Origin of the sequence: Colwellia psychrerythraea (assembly GCF_000764185.1) — a bacterium.
Classification (GTDB): domain Bacteria; phylum Pseudomonadota; class Gammaproteobacteria; order Enterobacterales; family Alteromonadaceae; genus Colwellia; species Colwellia psychrerythraea_B.
The window spans coordinates 1-22270 of record NZ_JQEC01000041.1; the positions used below are offsets into that span (position 1 = coordinate 1).

15 protein-coding genes and 1 tRNA gene are annotated in these 22270 nt (G+C 40.0%); 14 read left to right on the forward strand and 2 right to left on the reverse strand.

The genetic code is table 11. The features are described 5' to 3' along the window. From tuf (GAB14E_RS08540) to nusG, 4 genes are all read left to right on the forward strand, one after another. Window positions 1-1065: elongation factor Tu (gene tuf / locus GAB14E_RS08540; protein ID WP_033081051.1), on the forward strand; the 1065-nt coding region annotated here is incomplete at its 5' end. A gap of 477 nt (window positions 1066-1542) precedes the next feature. Then, window positions 1543-1619 (forward strand) — tRNA-Trp (locus GAB14E_RS08535). A 92-nt stretch (window positions 1620-1711) separates the two neighbouring features. After that, entirely contained in the window at window positions 1712-2092 is a 381-nt protein-coding gene (gene secE / locus GAB14E_RS08530) for a preprotein translocase subunit SecE (protein WP_033082986.1), read from the forward strand. 2 nt (window positions 2093-2094) lie between these two features. Continuing rightward, window positions 2095-2712 (forward strand): transcription termination/antitermination protein NusG, encoded by a 618-nt coding sequence (nusG, locus tag GAB14E_RS08525; protein WP_231562062.1) that lies wholly within the window; start codon window positions 2095-2097, stop codon window positions 2710-2712. A gap of 271 nt (window positions 2713-2983) precedes the next feature. Here nusG and GAB14E_RS08520 read toward each other — a convergent pair whose 3' ends face one another. Beyond that, on the reverse strand, window positions 2984-4804 hold the full coding sequence (locus tag GAB14E_RS08520) for a glycoside hydrolase family 9 protein (protein ID WP_033082987.1): 1821 nt from the start codon (window positions 4802-4804) through the stop codon (window positions 2984-2986). Between the two features lie 145 nt (window positions 4805-4949). Continuing rightward, on the reverse strand, window positions 4950-5768 hold the full coding sequence (locus GAB14E_RS08515; RefSeq protein WP_414734064.1) for an ion transporter: 819 nt from the start codon (window positions 5766-5768) through the stop codon (window positions 4950-4952). Between the two features lie 401 nt (window positions 5769-6169). Here GAB14E_RS08515 and rplK point away from each other — a divergent pair, with 401 nt between their 5' ends. The 10 genes from rplK to tuf (GAB14E_RS08465) all read left to right on the forward strand — a co-directional run. After that, entirely contained in the window at window positions 6170-6598 is a 429-nt protein-coding gene (rplK, locus tag GAB14E_RS08510) for a 50S ribosomal protein L11 (protein WP_033082988.1), read from the forward strand. A gap of 3 nt (window positions 6599-6601) precedes the next feature. Continuing rightward, window positions 6602-7300: a 50S ribosomal protein L1 gene (rplA, locus tag GAB14E_RS08505; protein ID WP_033082989.1), complete on the forward strand. Its 699-nt coding sequence runs from the start codon at window positions 6602-6604 to the stop codon at window positions 7298-7300. Between the two features lie 359 nt (window positions 7301-7659). Next, entirely contained in the window at window positions 7660-8154 is a 495-nt protein-coding gene (rplJ, locus tag GAB14E_RS08500) for a 50S ribosomal protein L10 (protein WP_033082990.1), read from the forward strand. A gap of 120 nt (window positions 8155-8274) precedes the next feature. After that, the gene (gene rplL / locus GAB14E_RS08495) at window positions 8275-8634 is read left to right on the forward strand and encodes a 50S ribosomal protein L7/L12 (RefSeq protein ID WP_033082991.1); all 360 of its coding nucleotides are present in this window, start codon (window positions 8275-8277) and stop codon (window positions 8632-8634) included. Between the two features lie 257 nt (window positions 8635-8891). Continuing rightward, window positions 8892-12920 (forward strand): DNA-directed RNA polymerase subunit beta, encoded by a 4029-nt coding sequence (gene rpoB / locus GAB14E_RS08490; RefSeq protein WP_033082992.1) that lies wholly within the window; start codon window positions 8892-8894, stop codon window positions 12918-12920. Between the two features lie 124 nt (window positions 12921-13044). Further along, window positions 13045-17268 (forward strand): DNA-directed RNA polymerase subunit beta', encoded by a 4224-nt coding sequence (gene rpoC / locus GAB14E_RS08485; protein ID WP_033082993.1) that lies wholly within the window; start codon window positions 13045-13047, stop codon window positions 17266-17268. A 398-nt stretch (window positions 17269-17666) separates the two neighbouring features. Beyond that, window positions 17667-18041 carry a 30S ribosomal protein S12 gene (rpsL, locus tag GAB14E_RS08480; RefSeq protein ID WP_011045492.1) on the forward strand — a complete coding sequence of 125 codons (375 nt, stop codon included), beginning with the start codon at window positions 17667-17669 and terminating at the stop codon, window positions 18039-18041. Window positions 18042-18158: 117 nt separating this feature from the next. Further along, window positions 18159-18632 carry a 30S ribosomal protein S7 gene (gene rpsG / locus GAB14E_RS08475; protein WP_019030130.1) on the forward strand — a complete coding sequence of 158 codons (474 nt, stop codon included), beginning with the start codon at window positions 18159-18161 and terminating at the stop codon, window positions 18630-18632. A gap of 256 nt (window positions 18633-18888) precedes the next feature. Beyond that, on the forward strand, window positions 18889-20988 hold the full coding sequence (fusA, locus tag GAB14E_RS08470; RefSeq protein ID WP_033082994.1) for an elongation factor G: 2100 nt from the start codon (window positions 18889-18891) through the stop codon (window positions 20986-20988). Window positions 20989-21089: 101 nt separating this feature from the next. Beyond that, window positions 21090-22270 (forward strand): elongation factor Tu (gene tuf, locus GAB14E_RS08465; RefSeq protein ID WP_033082627.1); only part of this gene is annotated, 1181 nt, incomplete at its 3' end.

Genomic DNA, 22270 nt, shown 5'->3' on the forward strand with positions numbered 1-22270 from the left:
GGTGGTGAAGTTAAAGATTTCGCACAAATCGATAACGCTCCTGAAGAACGTGAACGTGGTATTACAATCAATACTTCTCACATCGAGTACGATACTGAATCACGTCACTACGCTCACGTAGATTGTCCTGGCCATGCTGATTACATCAAAAACATGATCACTGGTGCTGCACAAATGGATGGCGCTATCTTAGTAGTTGCTGCTACAGATGGTCCTATGCCACAAACACGTGAGCATATCTTACTTTCTCGTCAAGTTGGTGTTCCTTACATCATCGTGTTCATGAACAAATGTGACATGGTAGATGACGAAGAGTTATTAGAATTAGTAGAAATGGAAGTTCGTGAACTTCTTTCTGAATATGATTTCCCAGGTGATGACTTACCAGTTATCCAAGGTTCAGCTTTAGGCGCACTTAACGGTGAAGAAAAATGGGAAGCGAAAGTTATTGAACTTGCTGATCATTTAGATACTTACATCCCAGAGCCAGAGCGTGCTATTGATGGTGCATTCATCATGCCTATCGAAGATGTATTTTCAATCTCAGGCCGTGGTACTGTTGTAACTGGTCGTGTTGAACGTGGTATCATCAAAGTTGGTGAAGAAGTAGAAGTTGTTGGTATCCGTGATACACAAAAATCAACTTGTACAGGTGTTGAAATGTTCCGTAAGCTTCTTGACGAAGGTCGTGCTGGCGAGAACTGTGGTGTTCTTCTACGTGGTCTTAAGCGTGAAGATGTTGAACGTGGTCAAGTACTATGTGCTCCTGGTTCAATCTTACCTCACACTAAATTCGAATCAGAAGTATACGTACTTTCTAAAGATGAAGGTGGTCGTCATACTCCATTCTTTAAAGGATACCGTCCACAGTTTTACTTCCGTACAACAGATATCACAGGTGCTGTAGAGCTTCCTGAAGGTGTTGAAATGGTAATGCCTGGCGACAACCTTAAGTTTGTTGTTGAGCTAATCAACCCAGTAGCGATGGACGAAGGTTTACGCTTCGCTATCCGTGAAGGTGGTCGTACTGTTGGTGCTGGTGTTGTTTCTAAGATTATGGACTAATTTGTAGTTTTTCTTAGGATTAACCGCGTTGTAGGTACTCATTGACTCACGTCAACTCCGTGCCTACCGCCTTGTTAGTCCGTTGAATAACAACAAATTCATATTAGAAATAATACTGAATAAAAGAGGTCGCTAACGCGGCCTTTTTTGATCTTATTTAACCAATAGAAATCTATAATAGAGCGATCGTCATTTACGAAGTTTCTGATCGGAATTCTACAATATAGTTCTAGCTATATTTCAGTAGTTGTCAACCCGAGGTGTTTTGTTGGGAAACCAATGCTTTTCAATTGCTTATTTTTTGAGTCTAAATTGAAATATGAGTAAAGAAATTGCTTATCTTAGCCAATAGAACAAATACTTCTTGAGTAAAACACTGGGCTGAGTATAATAGCGCCTCACTTCTCGAGTATCTCTTAATTCCCAAAAAATAAGATTCACCTGATAAGTGTAACTGTTGTTTTATAAGCAGTCTGTAGGGGTGTAGTTCCAATTGGTAGAACAGCGGTCTCCAAAACCGATGGTTGGGAGTTCGAGTCTCTCCACCCCTGCCATTTTAAGTAAGCATAGCTAGATTTAGCTATGTTGTCGCGGCTTGTAATGACAAGTTGTGTTATTAGAAAGTAGATAAATACGGAATAGAATTATGAATGCAAGTACAGAAGAGCAACCAAGCAGTTCTTTCGATACGTTAAAATGGGGAGTTATCTTCTTACTTTTAGCCGCTGCTGTTGCAGGTAATTACGTTTACGGTGAAGAATCAGTATTAATTAGAGCTGTTGCTGTAGTAGTAATGGTTGGTGTTGCTGGTTTAATTGCATTACAAACTGAAAAAGGTCGTAATGCCGCTATATTTGCAAAAGAAGCACGTACTGAAGTACGTAAAGTTGTATGGCCAACGCGTCAAGAGGCTATACAGACAACAGGTATTGTATTAGTAGTGACTTTGTTAATGTCATTACTACTTTGGGGATTAGACTCTGTTCTATTCTGGTTAGTTGGTTTGGTTACAGGTATGCAGGTTTAGTTATGTCTGAAGAAAATATGTCAGAAGAAAACATCCCAGAAGAAATTTCAGCTGCAGAAAGTGCAGAACAGCAAGTAAATAGAAACCCGAAATTGCGTTGGTTTGTAGTACAAGCATTTTCAGGTTACGAAGGTCGCGTACAAAAAACACTGAAAGAGCACATTGGAATCCACGGCTTAGAAGATAAGTTTGGTGAGATTTTAGTCCCTACTGAAGAAGTAGTAGAGATGCGTGCAGGTCAAAAACGTAAAAGTTCACGTAAGTTTTTCCCTGGCTACGTTTTAGTACAAATGGAAATGGACGTTGATGCATGGCATTTAGTTAAAAGCGTGCCGCGTGTTCTTGGTTTCATTGGCGGGACAAGTGATCGTCCAGCACCAATTACTCAAAAAGAAGCTGACCGTATTTTACAGCGTCTTGAAGAGACTGATAAGCCTAAACCTAAAACATTGTTTGAACCAGGCGAAGTTGTTCGTGTTATTGATGGACCTTTTGCTGACTTTAACGGTGTTGTTGAAGAGCTTGATTACGATAAAAACCGTATTAAAGTATCAGTTCTTATCTTCGGTCGTTCTACGCCTGTTGATTTAGAATTTGGTCAAGTTGAAAAAGGTAGCTAATTAGCCATCTTTACTTGAAATAAAAAGTACTTGATATAAAAACGCTTGCCTTGTGCAGGCGTTTTTTTTTGTCATTAAATTATTCAATCACTATTTTTTGATGTGAAGATAATTTAATTTTGAAGCCTGTGAATTGTGGGAGACGGGCGTAATGATCGCTTTAGCAATTGATTATATAGTCAAGGAAGATAACATACAGGACGAAAGGGAGGGTCTATAGTGATAGTTAAGCAAGGAAGCGGGCTAAGATAGGCTTGGCCCGCTAACGTGATTACTCAGTCATGGCCGTCATGGCTAATAAATACCAAGTTGAATGTGACAACCATTGCTCAACCCAGCGCCAATTATTTTCGTCTGGACCTTCGGCCCAAGTAATTCCTCGGCCATCAGCATTTAAAGTTGCACCGGTGATGCCGCTTGATATACCGCCATTAATCATGGTGCCAGCACTTTTAGAATGCGGTGGATTATTAACACCAAAGCCATAAAGCATACTCACTTGATAAGGGTTTTTCCCCATAATCCAATCGACTTGGCTTTGGGCGAAACTAGCCAGTTTGTTATTAATGCTAAAAGCACCATGAGTATCTCTGTGGGTTATCTTACCGCCCCAAATGGCCGCCGCTGATAATGATGCCATGCGAGCACTTTCACCTTGCCACAACTGCCCTATTTCATTAGCATGTGGCATAAAAAAACCTTCCTGTTGCTTAGGTTTTAGTCTAACCGTAGAGGTTTTGAATGTTTGCCTAGCTAAATTAAAAGGATTGGCTACCCGAGTATTTAATGCTAATTGGTAATCTAGTGATAATCTAATTGTACGTTTGGTTTTAGCTGTGATTTGTCGGTCGCGCTCTATAGCTAAATAGTCTACTAGCGCAATAATTGGTAGGCCAGCATCGACGGCATGGAAAAATGGCCTTTCGTCATCGTCACTGACAAACCAACCTTGTGACGTCATTCTAGAATTTAAGTTATGAGCACGATGGCGAGCTGCTTTTAAATATTTTGTTTTTCTGGTGATACGGTAAAGTTCAGTTGCTGCGATCAGTGCGCTGTAGTCATCAATTATATTTTCTTTACCATTGTCCACATAGCGCAAATTGTATTTTTGTAAGTGAGCAAAAGCACGTTCGGCATCAGTTAAGTATTGCTTGGCAGAAAACTCACCCTGAACACCTGTCTTATTACTTATCTCGTACGCTCTTACTAAAGCAGCTATAGCCATGCCACCACCCTCACGAAAAGCGGCTTGAAAGTTGGTGGTGTACTTATCATTAAGTGCGTCGTAGTTACTCACTAAACGTTCGTCATCAGCAACGCTACCATCAATAATTTTGGTATAGAAGTAGCCGTTATTATCTAATATTCTATGCAAATAATCAGCGCCCCAAATGACTTCTTCAGCTAAGTATAAAGTTAAAGCTTGGCGATCATACAGTCTGCTTAACTTATTATATGACTTAGCCAAAGCCCAGGTAGTCATCGCATCTTGCTGGCTAACTAGAAAATTTGATTGTGGAAATTGCGCTAATGATTTGTTGGCATTGCCACCGGAATCGAGCCAACCACCTGAAACATCGACATAACGCTCAGTACCCTTAATACGTATTGATTTGTCTTTTGGGTTAGAATGACGCTTAGCTTTAAAGTAATTGATAAGCGATTTAGCCGTTAAAACAAAGTAAGCATGATGCTTTATAGTAAATGTTGAAGAAGCCAATTGCTGCTTTGGTGTATTGACGACAACATGAAAATCACCGCGGCGCTTTATTAAGGAAAAGTCAGCAAGGTAATAATGAGCCCCTTTTCCCCATTCTGTAAAGCTGGGTTGTGATTTAAGGTTACCTTGATAGATGATGTTTTCGTTTTGGTAGACAATAAAGCGGCTTGCTGTTTCACCTATAGGTAAAACAACTACTGCTGACTTAGGGGCCTGCACGTCAAAAGCCACTTGGTTGATATATATTTTGGCGCTGACTAAGTTAGGAGGGTTTGTTACTTGGGGCTTGCTACTACAAGCAGCTATGAGTAGCAGCATTGTGATCAGCATTAACTTGTTAAAATTAAGAACGGTTGGACTAAACGTCATGTTATTTCCGTAAGATTATATTTTTTATAGCATTAACCATAGCTTAATAGGGGGTATTTGATAACTGTTTAATTATAATAGCGGTCAATTTATTAAGGTATTAGATCTTCCGATTAACTTCATTGACCCTTATAAAGAGTCATTGTTATTTAGAAATAGAATCTTTCGCTTGCAAAAGCTGATTTAGTTGGTCAATTTTTCGTTCAAGTATTAACATATCTTCTTTAGTAGCAATAGTTTGTTTAGGTTTTCCTTCTTCTTCGTGCATCACTTGCATGGCATCGACAATGATACCAATAAACAGATTAAGCACGGCAAAACTGGTAATAATAATGAATGGCACAAAGAACACCCAAGAAAGTGGGAAAAGCTCCATTGTTGGCCGTACAATGCCCATAGACCAACTTTCTAGTGTCATTACTTGGAATAGAGTGTAAGCCGAGGCACCAATGCTGCCAAACCATTCCTGCATATTAGTATCACTGTGACTGCCAAATATTTTAGTTGTTAACACCGCAGAAACATAAAAGATGATACTTAATACGCCAACTACCGAGGCCATACCGGGTAACGAATGACCTAAAGCGCCAATAACGCGCCGCATTTGCGGTACTACAGAAAGTAAGCGCAATACCCTCAGGATCCTAAACGCTCGCAATACCGATAAAGCACCACTGGTTGGTACCCAAGAAATAGCGACAATAATGAAGTCAAACCAATTCCAGCCTGAGCGGAAAAAATCACTTCGATAAACAATGAGTTTTAATAATAGCTCTATAGAGAACAATACTAGAATTGTTGTGTCAATAATATGCAGAATATCAGCATTAGCTTTACCAAACTGACTGGTTTCTAGGCCAAGGGTAATGGCATTAAAAAGGATGAGGAAAATAAGGAAGCGCTGAAATTGGTTGCTCTCAATAAATGTTCTTAATAGAGAGGTCGGTATATTTTTTGAAGACAAGGTAATCACCATATGATAAAAGCTAAATATAAAATATGGGCTTGCTAACAATATTCAAGAGGAGGTAGTGACTAGTGTGTGTAAAAGTGTAACCTGAAAAGTCTAGGGAAAATAATGTTCTACATCGATTAGTCTTGTAGACAGATGCCTATACCTCGAAATAAATAACAGGTGTTATAGTGACCATTCGCATAAATATCTTGAAATGCAATAGCTGGTTAATATATAATCCGCTGCCGCTTATTTTTAGTGCGCACTAAATGCGCTTGATAACATTATGAAAGTAACTGTTCTTAAAGCGAATTTTGTAAACAGGGAAGCGAAAATATAGACTAGGTTGGTGTATGCTAACTTAGTATTATGTGACTCGCGTTAATTACCCAAACACAAGGTATTTTAAAATGGCTAAAAAAGTCCAAGCTCTAATCAAGCTACAAGTAGCTGCTGGTGCAGCTAACCCGTCACCACCAGTTGGTCCTGCATTAGGTCAACATGGTGTTAACATCATGGAATTCTGTAAAGCGTTCAACGCAAAAACAGATTCTTTAGAAAAGAACGCTCCGGTTCCAGTAGTAATTACTGTATATAATGACCGTTCGTTTACTTTCGAAACAAAAACTCCACCTGCTTCTTACTTATTGAAAAAAGCAGCTGGCATAAAAAGCGGCTCTGGTCGTCCTAACACTGAAAAAGTTGGTACTGTAACTACAGCTCAACTTGAAGAAATTGTTAAGACAAAAGAACCTGATTTAACTGCTGGTTCATTAGAAGCTGCAGTGCGTACCATTGCGGGCTCTGCTCGTTCAATGGGTTTAGTGGTAGAGGACTAATCAATGGCTAAATTATCAAAACGCGCTCGTCTTATCCGTGAAAAAGTAGACGTAACAAAAGAATACGATATCAATGAAGCAGTTTCTTTATTAAAAGAATTTGCTACTGCTAACTTCCGTGAAAGCGTAGATGTTGCAGTAAACCTTGGCATCGATGCTCGTAAATCAGATCAAAACGTTCGTGGCGCTACAGTATTACCAAATGGTACTGGCCGTGAAGTACGTGTTGCTGTATTTACTCAAGGTGCAAACGCAGAGAAAGCTTTAGCAGCTGGTGCTGACATTGTTGGTATGGACGATTTAGCTGCGCAAGTAAAAGCTGGCGAAATGAACTTCGACGTTGTTATTGCTTCTCCTGACGCAATGCGTGTTGTTGGTCAACTAGGTCAAATCTTAGGCCCACGTGGTTTAATGCCTAACCCTAAAGTTGGTACAGTAACTCCTGACGTAGCTGGCGCGGTTAAAAACGCTAAGTCTGGTCAGATCCGTTACCGCAACGACAAAAACGGCATCATCCATACCACTATTGGTAAGGCTGATTTCGAAGCTGCAGATTTGCAACAAAACTTAGAAGCATTGCTTGAAGCGCTTAAAAAAGCAAAACCTGCAAATGCTAAAGGTCAATACTTGAAGAAAGTTTCTCTTTCTACAACTATGGGTGCCGGCGTTGTCGTCAACCAATCGACTCTTTCTCAAGACTAATATTTACCGGTAATTTATTACCTGTAAATACTTGAGTGAAGTTTCGTGTATTGAATCTTTACAAGGGCGAAATTATAATCTATAATTTCGCCCCTTAAATTTTGGTAGGAGTTGTGCACTTTTTTGGCCTTATTTCATAATAAAGCCGACTAAAGTAGACAACCCCCGTCCAAGACCGTAGGTGTATTTATTTCTTCTGATTTAAATACTTAATACTTCCTACGTAGATGGTGATTACCCAGATATTTTTCTTAAATTCTGGTCCTCGCCGTAATGGCCTAAACACCTTATTGGTGTTTAGGGATTGTAAATACCGGTGCTCATATATTATATGGCCGGTGAACCAGGAGTTAAAGCCAATGGCTATCAATCTTGATGACAAAAAAGCAATTGTTGCTGAAGTTCAAGAAGCTGCTAATGGCGCTCACTCAGTTGTAATCGCGGATGCCCGTGGTGTTGCAGTTGAAGCAATTACTGTATTGCGTAAGCAAGCACGTGAAAATGGCGTATGGATGAAAGTTGTCCGTAACACATTAGCACGTCGTGCAGTAGAAGGTACTGATTTTGAATGTGTTTCTGACGTATTCAAAGGTCCTTCATTAATTGCTTTTTCAAGTGATCACCCAGGTGCTGCTGCACGTTTATTCACAGACTTCGCTAAAGCTAACGAAGCATTTGAATTAAAAGCAGCCGCATTTGAAGGCAACGCAGTAGACGTAAATATGTTAGCTAAGCTACCAACTTACGACGAAGCGATTTCACGTTTGATGAGCGTTATGAAAGAAGCATCTGCAGGCAAGTTAGCCCGCACATTTGCTGCAGTACGCGATCAGAAAGAACAGGAAGCTGCATAGGTTATATAAGCTTATTGCTTATAACCAAGCTTTTTGTATTTATAGTTATTTCAAACAGTGTTTTTTTACTTAATAAGAAAAGTAAAATAGCCTGTTTATTAAAAATTAGGAAAATATAGTATGTCTATTTCTAAAGACGATATCTTAAACGCAGTTGCTGAAATGTCAGTAATGGACGTTGTTGCTTTAATCGAAGCAATGGAAGAAAAATTTGGCGTATCTGCTTCTGCAGCAGTTGCTGCAGCTGGTCCAGCTGAAGCTGCTGAAGAGCAATCAGAGTTTGACGTTGTTATGACTAGCTTCGGTGAGAAGAAAGTTGCAGTAATCAAAGCAGTTCGTGGCGCTACAGGTCTAGGCCTTAAAGAAGCTAAAGATTTAGTTGAATCTTTAGGCGTTGTGAAAGAAGGCGTAGAAAAAGCTGAAGCAGAAGAGCTTGTTAAACTTCTTTCAGAAGCTGGTGCTTCTGTTGAGATCAAATAATCTGTTTTTAAACAGATTATTTGCCTGAAAAGGCATGGCTGGTGATTTAAACGTCACCGGCCTTTTTGCGCTTTTGTTGTTAGAGAATAAATGAGTTATTTGTCCTTTAACAAAGCATTACTAAGCGTTTAGGTGATTTTTCTAACTATTAGGGCATCATCTAGTAATATTTAGACGTAAATATTACAGCATAACCTGTCTAGCTGAGCTTCGCTCAGTGGGCAGATTTGGCCATAACCAGCAAGCTGAGGAACCCCATGGCTTACTCATACTTTGAGAAAAAGCGAATTAGAAAGGACTTTGGTAAAAGTGCACAAGTAATGGAATATCCATTCTTGTTGTCCATTCAACTCGATTCTTTCCGCAAGTTTATTGATCTTGACACAACAGGTGAAACCGGTCTAGAGGCTGCTTTCCGTTCTATTTTCCCTATTAAAGCATATTCAGGTAGCTCAGAATTACAATATGTAAGCTATCGTTTAGGTGAACCATTATTTGACGTTAAAGAATGTCAAATACGTGGTGTGACTTATTCTGCACCGTTACGCGTTAAATTACGCTTAGTGGTATACGATAAAGAAGCCGCAGCCGGTACTGTTAAAGATATCAAAGAACAAGAAGTGTACATGGGCGAAATCCCGTTGATGACAGATAACGGTACCTTCGTAATTAATGGTACTGAGCGTGTTATCGTTTCACAATTACATCGTTCTCCTGGTGTATTCTTTGATCACGATAAAGGTAAAACGCATTCATCGGGTAAAGTATTATATAACGCACGCGTTATTCCTTACCGCGGTTCATGGTTAGATTTTGAATTCGATCCAAAAGATAACTTATTTGTACGTATCGATAGACGTCGGAAATTACCAGCGTCAATCATCTTACGTGCATTAGAATATTCTACTGAAGAAATTCTAGCGATGTTCTATGACACAACTGAATACGCCATCAAAGGTGATAAGTTGATCATGGATCTAATCCCTGAGCGTCTTCGTGGTGAAACAGCTACTTTTGATCTTTCGATCAAAAAAGGTGAAGTATTAGTTGAGTCTGGTCGTCGTATAACTGCACGCCATATTCGCGCTTTATCTAAAGCTAAAATTGATAAATTAGAAGTACCAGCAGATTATATCGTTGGTCGTGTATTATCAAAAGCGTATATCGACAAATCTACTGGTGAAGTAATTGCTGAAGCAAATGCTGAAATCACCTTAGAATTATTAGCTGAGCTTAGTCAAGCCGGCCATAAAGTAATTTCTACTTTATACATGAACGAATTTGATGTTGGTTCATACATGTCAGACACTATGCGTGTTGATAACTCAACTAACAAGTTAGAAGCTTTAGTTGAAGTTTACCGTATGATGCGTCCAGGCGAGCCACCAACGAAAGATGCTGCTGAAACGTTGTTCAACAACTTATTTTTCGCATCAGAACGTTATGATTTATCAACTGTAGGTCGTATGAAGTTCAACCGTCGTGTTGGCAATGCAGATGATGTTGGTACTGGTATTTTGTCAAATGATGACATTATTTCAGTAATGAAAACCTTGATCGGCATTCGTGACGGTAAAGGCGAAGTTGATGATATCGATCACTTAGGTAACCGTCGTATTCGTTCTGTTGGCGAAATGGCAGAAAACCAATTTCGTGTTGGTCTTGTTCGTGTTGAACGTGCAGTTCGTGAGCGTTTAAGTCTTGGTGACTTAGATGCAATCATGCCACAAGATTTAATCAACGCTAAGCCAATTTCTGCGGCAGTGAAAGAGTTCTTTGGCTCATCACAATTGTCACAGTTTATGGATCAAAACAACCCGTTATCGGAAGTAACACATAAGCGTCGTATTTCTGCCTTAGGGCCGGGTGGTTTAACCCGTGAACGTGCTGGTTTTGAAGTACGAGATGTACATCCAACTCACTATGGTCGTGTTTGTCCAATCGAAACGCCAGAGGGTCCAAACATTGGTTTGATCAACTCGCTTTCTTGTTACGCACGTACCAATGATTTCGGTTTCTTAGAAACACCATACCGCAAAGTAATTGACGGTTTAGTGACTGACGATATTGATTACTTATCAGCGATTGAAGAGGGTAACTTTGTTATCGCTCAGGCCAACGCTAAAAGTGATGATAAAAACATGTTAACCGAAGAGTTAGTTAACTGTCGTCATAGAAATGAATTTACGTTAAAAGCTTCTGCTGACGTTCAATATATGGATGTTTCACCACAACAAATAATTTCTGTTGCGGCGTCACTTATTCCATTCCTTGAACATGATGATGCTAACAGAGCCTTGATGGGCTCGAACATGCAACGTCAAGCTGTACCTACCTTAAGAGTTGATAAACCTCTTGTTGGTACTGGTATGGAAAAAGTTGTAGCGGTTGATTCAGGTGTAACTGCAGTTGCCAAACGTGGCGGTGTAGTGAGCTATGTTGATGCATCACGGATTGTTGTAAAAGTTAATGAAAATGAAATGCATGCTGGTGAAGCAGGTATAGATATTTATAACTTAACTAAATACACACGATCTAACCAAAATACTTGTATCAACCAACGTCCAGTGTGTCGTATGGGTGAGCCAGTGGTACGTGGTGATGTATTAGCTGACGGTCCTTCAACTGATATGGGTGAATTGGCACTAGGTCAAAACATGCGTATCGCATTCATGCCGTGGAATGGTTACAACTTTGAAGATTCAATGTTGTTATCTGAGCGTGTTGCTATTGAAGACAGATTCACAACTATCCATATTCAAGAACTAACCTGTATCGCTCGTGATACTAAGTTAGGTAGTGAAGAAATTACTGCAGATATTCCAAACGTAGGCGAATCAGCATTATCTAAATTAGATGAAGCGGGTGTTGTTTATATTGGTGCTGAAGTAAATGGTGGTGATATCTTAGTAGGTAAAGTTACGCCTAAAGGTGAAACACAACTTACGCCAGAAGAGAAACTACTACGAGCAATTTTCGGTGAGAAAGCTGCTGACGTTAAAGATAGTTCATTACGTGTACCTAACTCTGTTAAAGGTACTATCATCGATGTTCAAATATTTACTCGCGACGGCGTTGAAAAAGATGCTCGTGCAGTTGAAATTGAACAAATGCAACTTAAAGAAGTTAAGAAAGATCTTGGCGATGAATTAAGCATTTTAGAAGATGGTATTTACGCACGTACTAAGAAATTATTATTATCTGCTGGTCTTAATGAGTCTGACTTAACCTCAATGTCTCGTGACAAGTGGTTAGTACAAAACTTAGCTGATGAAGCTCAACAAGCAGAGCTTGAACAAATCTCTGAGCAATACGACAACATTAAAGAAGATTTCGATAAGAAATTTGAAGTTAAGCGTCGTAAGATTACCCAAGGTGATGACTTACAACCTGGCGTATTAAAAATCGTTAAGGTTTACTTAGCTGTTAAACGTCATATCCAGCCTGGTGATAAAATGGCTGGTCGTCATGGTAACAAAGGTGTTATTTCAAATGTAGTGCCTGTTGAAGATATGCCATACGATGAATTCGGTGTACCAGTTGACATCGTATTGAACCCGTTAGGTGTTCCATCACGTATGAACATTGGTCAGGTTTTAGAAACTCATTTAGGCATGGCTTGTCGTGGTGTTGGTGAGAAGATCAACCGCATGTTAGAAGAACAGCGTGAAATTCATAAACTACGTAACTTCATTCAAGAGGTTTATAATGTTGGTGAATCTCGTCAAGAAGTTGATATCGCTAGTTTCTCAGATGATGAAGTTATGCGTTTAGCGGCTAACCTTCGCGCAGGTCTTCCTATTGCAACACCAGCATTTGATGGTGCAGCAGAGAAAGAAATCAAACAGTTATTTAAACTTGCTGATATGCCTGAAAGTGGTCAGTTCTGGTTAACAGACGGTCGTACCGGTCGTAAGTTCGAGCGTCCAGTGACTGTTGGTTACATGTATATGTTAAAACTAAACCATTTAGTTGACGACAAAATGCATGCACGTTCAACTGGTTCTTACTCACTTGTAACTCAGCAACCACTAGGTGGTAAAGCTCAGTTCGGTGGTCAGCGTTTCGGTGAGATGGAAGTATGGGCCCTAGAAGCATATGGCGCAGCTTACACGTTACAAGAAATGTTAACAGTGAAATCTGATGATGTTAACGGTCGTACTAAGATGTATAAAAACTTAGTTGACGGTGATCACAAAATGGAACCAGGTATTCCTGAGTCATTCAATGTATTACTTAAAGAGATTCGTTCTTTAGGTATTAACATCGAATTAGACCAGGACTAGTACCCTATGCCTAGAGCTTAGCTCTAGGCATTTAGTTCTAAGAAGTTGTAGCTGAACATATTCAGTGAGGGAAGGAGGCAGATTTTGTTTTCTTCTAAAGATTTAACTCCGACAGGAGAAGTGTGTGAAAGATTTACTTAAGTTTCTTAAGCAACAAAATCAGACCGAAGAGTTCGATGGTATTCGCATCGGCTTAGCATCACCAGATTTGATGCGTTCTTGGTCTTTTGGTGAAGTTAAAAAGCCAGAAACCATTAACTACCGTACCTTTAAACCAGAACGTGACGGATTATTCTGTGCACGCATATTTGGCCCAGTAAAAGACTACGAATGTCTTTGTGGCAAATATAAACGTTTAAAGCATCGTGGTGTAATCTGTGAAAAATGTGGCGTTGAAGTTACATTGACTAAAGTTCGTCGTGACCGTATGGGTCATATCGAATTAGCAAGTCCAGTGGCTCACATTTGGTTCTTAAAATCATTACCATCACGTATTGGTTTATTACTCGATATGACATTACGTGATATCGAACGTGTGCTTTATTTCGAATCCTATGTTGTAACCGAACCTGGTTTAACAACATTAGAAAAAAGCCAAATTCTAACGGAAGAAGAATATCTTGATGCGTTAGAAGAGCACGGTGATGAATTCGACGCACTAATGGGCGCCGAAGCAGTATTAGCTTTACTACAACAAATTGATTTAGACGGTGAAGTAGCGCAAATGCGTGAAGAATTACCTGAAATCGGTAGCGAAACTAAACGTAAAAAAATTACTAAGCGTTTAAAATTAATGGAAGCATTCGCCGCTTCAGGTAACAAGCCTGAATGGATGATTATGAATGTTCTGCCAATTTTGCCGCCGGATTTACGTCCGTTAGTACCACTCGATGGTGGTCGTTTTGCGACTTCAGATCTTAACGATCTTTACCGTCGTGTTATCAACCGTAACAACCGTTTAAAACGTCTTTTAGATTTAGTTGCACCAGATATTATAGTACGTAACGAAAAACGTATGTTACAAGAATCTGTTGATGCATTACTAGATAATGGTCGTCGTGGTCGTGCAATTACCGGTTCTAACAAACGTCCTCTTAAATCTCTTGCCGATATGATCAAAGGTAAGCAAGGTCGTTTCCGTCAGAATTTACTAGGTAAACGTGTAGATTACTCTGGTCGTTCTGTAATCACGGTTGGTCCTACGCTTAAACTGCATCAATGTGGTTTACCTAAGAAAATGGCATTAGAGTTATTTAAACCATTTATCTACGGTCTTTTAGAACGTCGTGGTTTAGCAACAACAATTAAAGCGGCTAAGAAATTAGTTGAGCGTGAAGGCGCTGAAGTTTGGGATGTACTTGATGAAGTAATCCGTGAACATCCAGTAATGCTTAACCGGGCACCAACTCTTCATAGATTGGGTATCCAAGCGTTTGAACCTGTGTTAATTGAAGGTAAAGCAATTCACCTTCATCCACTAGTTTGTGCGGCATACAATGCCGATTTCGATGGCGATCAAATGGCGGTACATGTACCTCTTACTATCGAAGCACAAATGGAAGCACGTACGTTGATGATGTCAACGAACAACGTTCTAGCACCAGCAAACGGTGAGCCAATTATCGTGCCATCACAGGATGTTGTATTAGGTCTTTATTACCTAACAAGATTCCGTATTAATGGTTTAGGTGAAGGCATGATCTTTACTGACGAGAAAGAAGTAGAAAAGGCTTACCGTACTGGTGTAGCTGAACTTCATGCTCGCATTAAAGTTCGTATTACTGAACATGTTAAAAATGCTGATGGTGAATGGGAACCAGTTACTAAGTTACGTGATACTACGGTTGGTCGTGCCATTATGTGGCAAGTTTGTCCTAAGGGTTTACCTTTTGATCTAATTGATCTGCCACTAGGTAAAAAACCAATTTCAAAATTGATTAACCATGCTTACCGTAACTTAGGTTTAAAAGAAACTGTAATCTTTGCTGACCAAATCATGTACACAGGTTTTCATTATGCAATGATCGCTGGTGCCTCGGTTGGTATTGACGATATGGTTATACCTGAAGCTAAATATACGATTGTAGAAGAATCTGAAGCTGAAGTTGCTGAAATTCAAGCACAGTTTGACCAAGGTCTAGTAACTGCCGGTGAGAAGTACAACAAAGTAATCGATATTTGGTCGTCTGCGAACGAAAAAGTTTCGAAAGCGATGATGGATAACTTATCGAAAGAAATGGTAATGAACAAAGATGGTGAAATGGAAGAGCAAGATTCTTTCAACTCTATCTTTATGATGGCTGACTCGGGCGCTCGTGGTAGTGCTGCACAGATTCGTCAGCTAGCAGGTATGCGTGGCTTGATGGCTAAACCAGATGGTTCAATCATCGAAACACCAATCAAAGCTAACTTCCGTGAAGGTCTGACAGTATTACAATACTTCATCTCAACACATGGTGCGCGTAAAGGTCTTGCCGATACAGCACTTAAAACGGCTAACTCGGGTTACTTAACTCGTCGTTTAGTTGATGTTGCACAAGATTTAGTGGTTACTAACCACGATTGTGGCACTACAGATGGCTTATTAATGACACCATTAATCGAAGGTGGTGATGTTGTTGAACCACTTAGAGAACGTGTTCTAGGTCGTGTTGTTTGTGATGACGTATTAATCCCAGGTACAGAAGAAGTGTTACTTCCTCGTAATACCTTAATTGATGAAGCACTTTGTGATGTTATTGAAGAAAATTCAGTAGATCAAATCAAAGTACGTTCAATCATTACTTGTAAGACTGACTTTGGTATTTGTGCTAATTGTTATGGTCGTGATTTGGCTCGTGGCCATATGATCAACCAAGGTGAAGCTATTGGTGTTGTTGCGGCACAATCAATCGGTGAACCGGGTACACAGCTTACTATGCGTACGTTCCATATCGGTGGAGCTGCATCGCGTGCTACTGCTGAAAGCAGCGTACAAGTTAAGAATACAGGTACTTTGAAGTTACAAAACGCTAAGTTTGTAACTAACACAGAGAAGCACCTTGTTATTACCTCACGTTCATCAGAATTAACTATTATTGATGAAATGGGTCGTGAAAAAGAACGTTATAAAGTGCCTTACGGTTCTGTACTTTCTAAAAATGATGGTCAAGCGGTAACCTCTGGCGATACTATCGCTAACTGGGACCCACATACTCACCCTATCATCACGGAAGTAAAAGGTAAGGTACAATTTGTTGATTTAGTTGATGGCGTGACTATGGTTCGCCAAACGGATGAACTAACAGGCCTATCAAGCATCGTAATTACTGATGCAGCACAACGTAATGCTACCGGTAAAGAAATGCGTCCAGCATTGAAACTTGTCGATAGTAAAGGTAAAGACGTAATGATCGCTGGTACTGAAATTCCAGCACTTTATTACTTACCAGGCAATGCAATTGTTAACCTTGAAGATGGCGCCGATGTTGGCGTTGGTGATGCACTAGCGCGTATACCACAAGCAAGTTCAAAAACTCGTGATATTACCGGTGGTCTTCCTCGTGTAGCTGATTTATTTGAAGCACGTAAACCTAAACTTCCTGCTATTCTTGCAGAGAAAACAGGTGTTGTTGCTTTCGGTAAAGAAACCAAAGGCAAAGTACGCTTATTGATTACTCAGCCAAACGGTGACGTTTACGAAGAGATGATCCCTAAAACGCGTCAACTGAATATCTATGAAGGTGAGCCAGTAATCAAAGGTGAAGTTATTGCCGATGGTCCTGAATCTCCACATGATATCTTGCGTTTACGTGGTGTTGCACCAGTTGCTAACTACATCGTTAACGAAGTACAAGAAGTTTACCGTTTACAGGGTGTTAAGATTAACGATAAGCACATTGAAGTTATCGTACGTCAAATGATCCGTAAATGTGAAATTCTTGATGCAGGTGATTCTGATTTCCTTAAAGGCGAGCAAGTTGAAGTGGCGCGAGTAAATATCTCAAACCGTGAACTTGAAGCTGCCGGCAAGCAACCAGCTGAATACGAAATGCAGATGATGGGTATTACTAAAGCATCACTTGCAACTGAGTCATTCATCTCAGCGGCGTCGTTCCAAGAAACAACACGTGTACTTACTGAAGCTGCTGTTGCAGGTAAGAAAGATGGTCTACGTGGCTTAAAAGAGAACGTTATCGTTGGTCGCTTAATCCCAGCTGGTACAGGTTATTCGTATCATCAAGAACGTGCTCGTCGTAAAGCCGCAGCATTGAACCCTGTTGCTGAAACAAAAGTTTCAGCTGATGATGCAGAAAAAGCATTAATGGATGCTTTGAATGCTGATTTACTTTCAGGTGATAATGACTAATCGTTATTAAGTGATTGTTATTAAGTAATAGGGCAACCTATTAGCTAATAATCAAAAGCCGTATCTTCCTTTCTATAAGTGAAGATACGGCTTTTTTGTTTTTATAGCCTTACATTATACCGATGTGATACTGCCATAGTTAATTTAGAAAATGATCTGTAAGTCAGATTAAACGGGGCTGTAACGATCAAATACTTGACAGCTCAATCATTGACCTATAGAATTTCGCGACCTTATATTCTGTACCTAGTGTGCATAATATAAAAAAACGTGATGATTTCATGTTTTTATCTGGTAAAAGAAATACTACGAGCGTGCAAATCTTTCCCATTGATTTGAGTTTTGCACAATAATTTATCAAGGCTACTTTCCTTGGTAACAACTAATCAGGAGCTATAATGGCAACTATTAACCAACTAGTACGTAAACCACGTGTTAGACAAGTAACAAAGAGTAACGTTCCAGCGTTACAAGCTTGTCCACAACGTCGTGGCGTTTGTACTCGTGTGTATACTACTACACCAAAAAAACCTAACTCAGCTTTACGTAAAGTAGCTCGTGTTCGTTTAACTAACGGCTTCGAAGTTACTTCATACATCGGTGGTGAAGGTCACAACTTACAAGAGCATAGCGTGATTTTAATCCGTGGTGGTCGTGTTAAAGATTTACCAGGTGTGCGTTACCACACTGTTCGTGGCGCACTAGATTGTTCTGGTGTAAGCGATAGAAGACAAGGCCGTTCTAAATACGGTGCTAAACGACCTAAATCTTAAGTTTTCCATTTTTTTCCTAGTTAATAGGTAAAAATAAGAAACGTTAAGTAAGGCCAAATTAAAAATTTTTTAAATTTATGTATTTTGGGTTAAACCTGAATAACACGGAGAATTAAGATGCCAAGAAGACGCGTCGTTGGGCAACGTAAAATATTGCCAGATCCTAAGTTCCATAACGAACTTTTAGCAAAATTCATCAACATCCTTATGGTTGATGGTAAGAAATCTACTGCCGAGAAAATTGTTTACGGTGCATTAGACATTTTATCAACTAAAGAATCTGAGAAAAGCCAAATTGAGTTGTTCGAAACAGCTCTTGAGAACATCCGTCCATCTGTCGAAGTTAAATCTCGTCGTGTTGGTGGTTCTACTTATCAAGTTCCAGTTGAAGTACGTCCAGTGCGTCGTAATGCTCTAGCCATGCGTTGGTTAGTTGAAGCAGCTCGTAAACGTGGTGAAAAATCAATGGCTCAGCGCCTAGCTAACGAAATGTTAGATGCGTCTGACAGCAAAGGTTCAGCGGTTAAGAAACGTGAAGACGTTCACCGTATGGCTGACGCTAACAAAGCATTCGCTCACTACCGCTGGTAAGCTAGCAGTATTGACTGATTGTATTACCTGTTCTCGGACAGGTAACATGGCTAGCAAGATTATTCTTGCTAGCCATACTCATTTTACGGACTAGGGCTTTTAACTAGAATTCGTACAATAATGATAGAGTTTTATTAATTAAATATTTGTACTTTGAGATAATATCTCCAGCGAATATTTAGTTAATAACACTAAACAAAAATTATTTGATTCATTTGCCTGAGTAAATGACGAGTAATGGTAAGAGGATTTCATTTTGGCCCGTATCACTCCTATAGAGCGCTACCGTAATATTGGTATTTGTGCGCATGTAGATGCAGGTAAAACGACCACCACAGAACGTGTATTGTTCTATACAGGTCTATCTCATAAAATTGGTGAAGTGCATGACGGCGCGGCCACTATGGACTGGATGGAACAAGAGCAAGAGCGTGGCATAACCATCACTTCAGCGGCAACAACCTGTTTCTGGAAGGGTATGGAAGGTCAATTTGATGATCATCGTATCAACATAATAGATACCCCTGGCCATGTTGACTTTACTATTGAAGTTGAGCGTTCACTACGGGTACTAGATGGTGCGGTATTAGTGCTGTGCGCTTCTTCAGGTGTTCAACCGCAAACTGAAACCGTTTGGCGACAAATGGAAAAATATGCGGTACCACGCATAGTATTCGTTAATAAAATGGATCGAACTGGTGCTGACTTTTTAGCCGTTGTTAAACAATTAAAAGATCGTTTAGATGCTAATGCAGTCCCAATACATTTAGCGATCGGTGCAGAAGAAGAATTTAAAGGCGTTGTTGATCTAATCAAAATGAAAGCCATTAACTGGTCTGAAGAAGATCACGGTATGACTTTTACTTACGAAGACATTCCTGCTGATATGATCGAACAAGCAGAAGAATGGCGTGAGAATTTAGTTTCAGAAGCCGCTGAAGCTAATGAAGAATTAATGGATAAATACCTTGAAGAAGGTGAATTGACCGAAGCAGAAATCAAGTCAGGTCTACGTATTCGTACTTTAGCCAATGACATCATCTTATGTAGTTGTGGTAGTGCTTTTAAAAATAAAGGTGTGCAAGCGGTTCTTGATGCGGTTATTGAATACCTACCATCGCCAACTGAAGTTGCGGCAATTACCGGTATTAATGATGATAAGGATGAAACTGAAGGTACTCGTCCAGCAAATGATGATGCGCCTTTCTCGGCTTTAGCCTTCAAAATAGCGACAGACCCTTTTGTTGGTACTCTGACTTTTTTCCGGGTGTATTCAGGTGTAGTGCAAACAGGCGATAGTGTCTTTAACCCCGTTAAAGGCAAAAAAGAGCGCTTTGGTCGTATTGTGCAAATGCATGCCAACGACAGACAAGAAATTAAAGAAGTACGTGCGGGTGATATTGCCGCCGCTATTGGTTTGAAAGATGTCACTACGGGTGATACTTTATGTGATGCGAAAAACGTTATTACCTTGGAGCGCATGGAATTTCCTGAGCCGGTAATTTCAGTAGCGGTAGAGCCAAGAACACTGGCAGCACAAGAAAAAATGGGTATTGCTCTAGGTAAACTTGCCGCAGAAGATCCCTCATTTAGAGTGGCTACTGACGATGAAACTGGACAGACCATTATTTCAGGTATGGGTGAGCTACACTTAGATATCCTGATTGAACGTATGAAACGTGAATTTGGTGTTGAGTGTAATGTTGGTAACCCACAAGTATCGTATCGAGAAACAATACGCGGTACTGTTGAGGTTGAAGGCAAGTTTATACGTCAATCAGGCGGAAAAGGTCAATTTGGCCATGTCTGGTTGAAAATGGAACCAAACGAAGAAGGTGCTGGTTTTGAATTCGTTAACGAAATCGTTGGCGGCACAGTACCAAAAGAATTTATTCCTGCAGTAGAAAAAGGCTGTCAAGAGCAGATGGATAGTGGCGTTTTAGCTGGTTATCCATTATTAGACATTAAAGTCACTCTTTATGATGGTTCTTTTCATGATGTTGACTCTAACGAGATAGCATTTAAAGTGGCTGCTTCTATGGGCTTTAGAAAAGGGGCTTTGGCAGCAAATCCTGTTATTTTAGAGCCAATGATGAAGGTTGAAGTTTTGACACCAGAAGCCAATATGGGTGATGTTGTTGGTGACTTAAACCGCCGTCGCGGAATGATAGATGGCATGGACGAAGGTCCTGCAGGTTCGAAAATTGTAAATGCATTGGTACCCTTAGCCGAAATGTTTGGTTATGCTACCGACTTGCGTAGTGCTACACAAGGCCGTGCATCTTACTCTATGGAGTTTCAGCAGTACAATGAAGCACCGAAATTGGTAGCACAAAAAATTATGGAAACTCGTTAGAGTAACCATTACAAGAATATTTAATATTTACATCTGGCAAGGTCATTTTGACTGCGCCTTTTAATTTATATAGTTACACTAAACTTTAAGGTAATTGAAAAATGGCTAAAGAAAAATTTGAACGTCTAAAACCACATGTTAACGTTGGTACTATCGGTCACGTAGATCACGGTAAAACAACTCTAACAGCTGCAATCTCTGCTGTACTTACTAAAGTACATGGTGGTGAAGTTAAAGATTTCGCACAAATCGATAACGCTCCTGAAGAACGTGAACGTGGTATTACAATCAATACTTCTCACATCGAGTACGATACTGAATCACGTCACTACGCTCACGTAGATTGTCCTGGCCATGCTGATTACATCAAAAACATGATCACTGGTGCTGCACAAATGGATGGCGCTATCTTAGTAGTTGCTGCTACAGATGGTCCTATGCCACAAACACGTGAGCATATCTTACTTTCTCGTCAAGTTGGTGTTCCTTACATCATCGTGTTCATGAACAAATGTGACATGGTAGATGACGAAGAGTTATTAGAATTAGTAGAAATGGAAGTTCGTGAACTTCTTTCTGAATATGATTTCCCAGGTGATGACTTACCAGTTATCCAAGGTTCAGCTTTAGGCGCACTTAACGGTGAAGAAAAATGGGAAGCGAAAGTTATTGAACTTGCTGATCATTTAGATACTTACATCCCAGAGCCAGAGCGTGCTATTGATGGTGCATTCATCATGCCTATCGAAGATGTATTTTCAATCTCAGGCCGTGGTACTGTTGTAACTGGTCGTGTTGAACGTGGTATCATCAAAGTTGGTGAAGAAGTAGAAGTTGTTGGTATCCGTGATACACAAAAATCAACTTGTACAGGTGTTGAAATGTTCCGTAAGCTTCTTGACGAAGGTCGTGCTGGCGAGAACTGTGGTGTTCTTCTACGTGGTCTTAAGCGTGAAGATGTTGAACGTGGTCAAGTACTATGTGCTCCTGGTTCAATCTTACCTCACACTAAATTCGAATCAGAAGTATACGTACTTTCTAAAGATGAAGGTGGTCGTCATACTCCATTCTTTAAAGGATACCGTCCACAGTTTTACTTCCGTACAACAGATATCACAGGTGCTGTAGAGCTTCCTGAAGGTGTTGAAATGGTAATGCCTGGCGACAACCTTAAGTTTGTTGTTGAGCTAATCAACCCAGTAGCGATGGACGAAGGTTTACGCTTCGCTATCCGTGAAGGTGGTCGTACTGTTGGTGCTGGTGTTGTTTCTAAGATTATGGA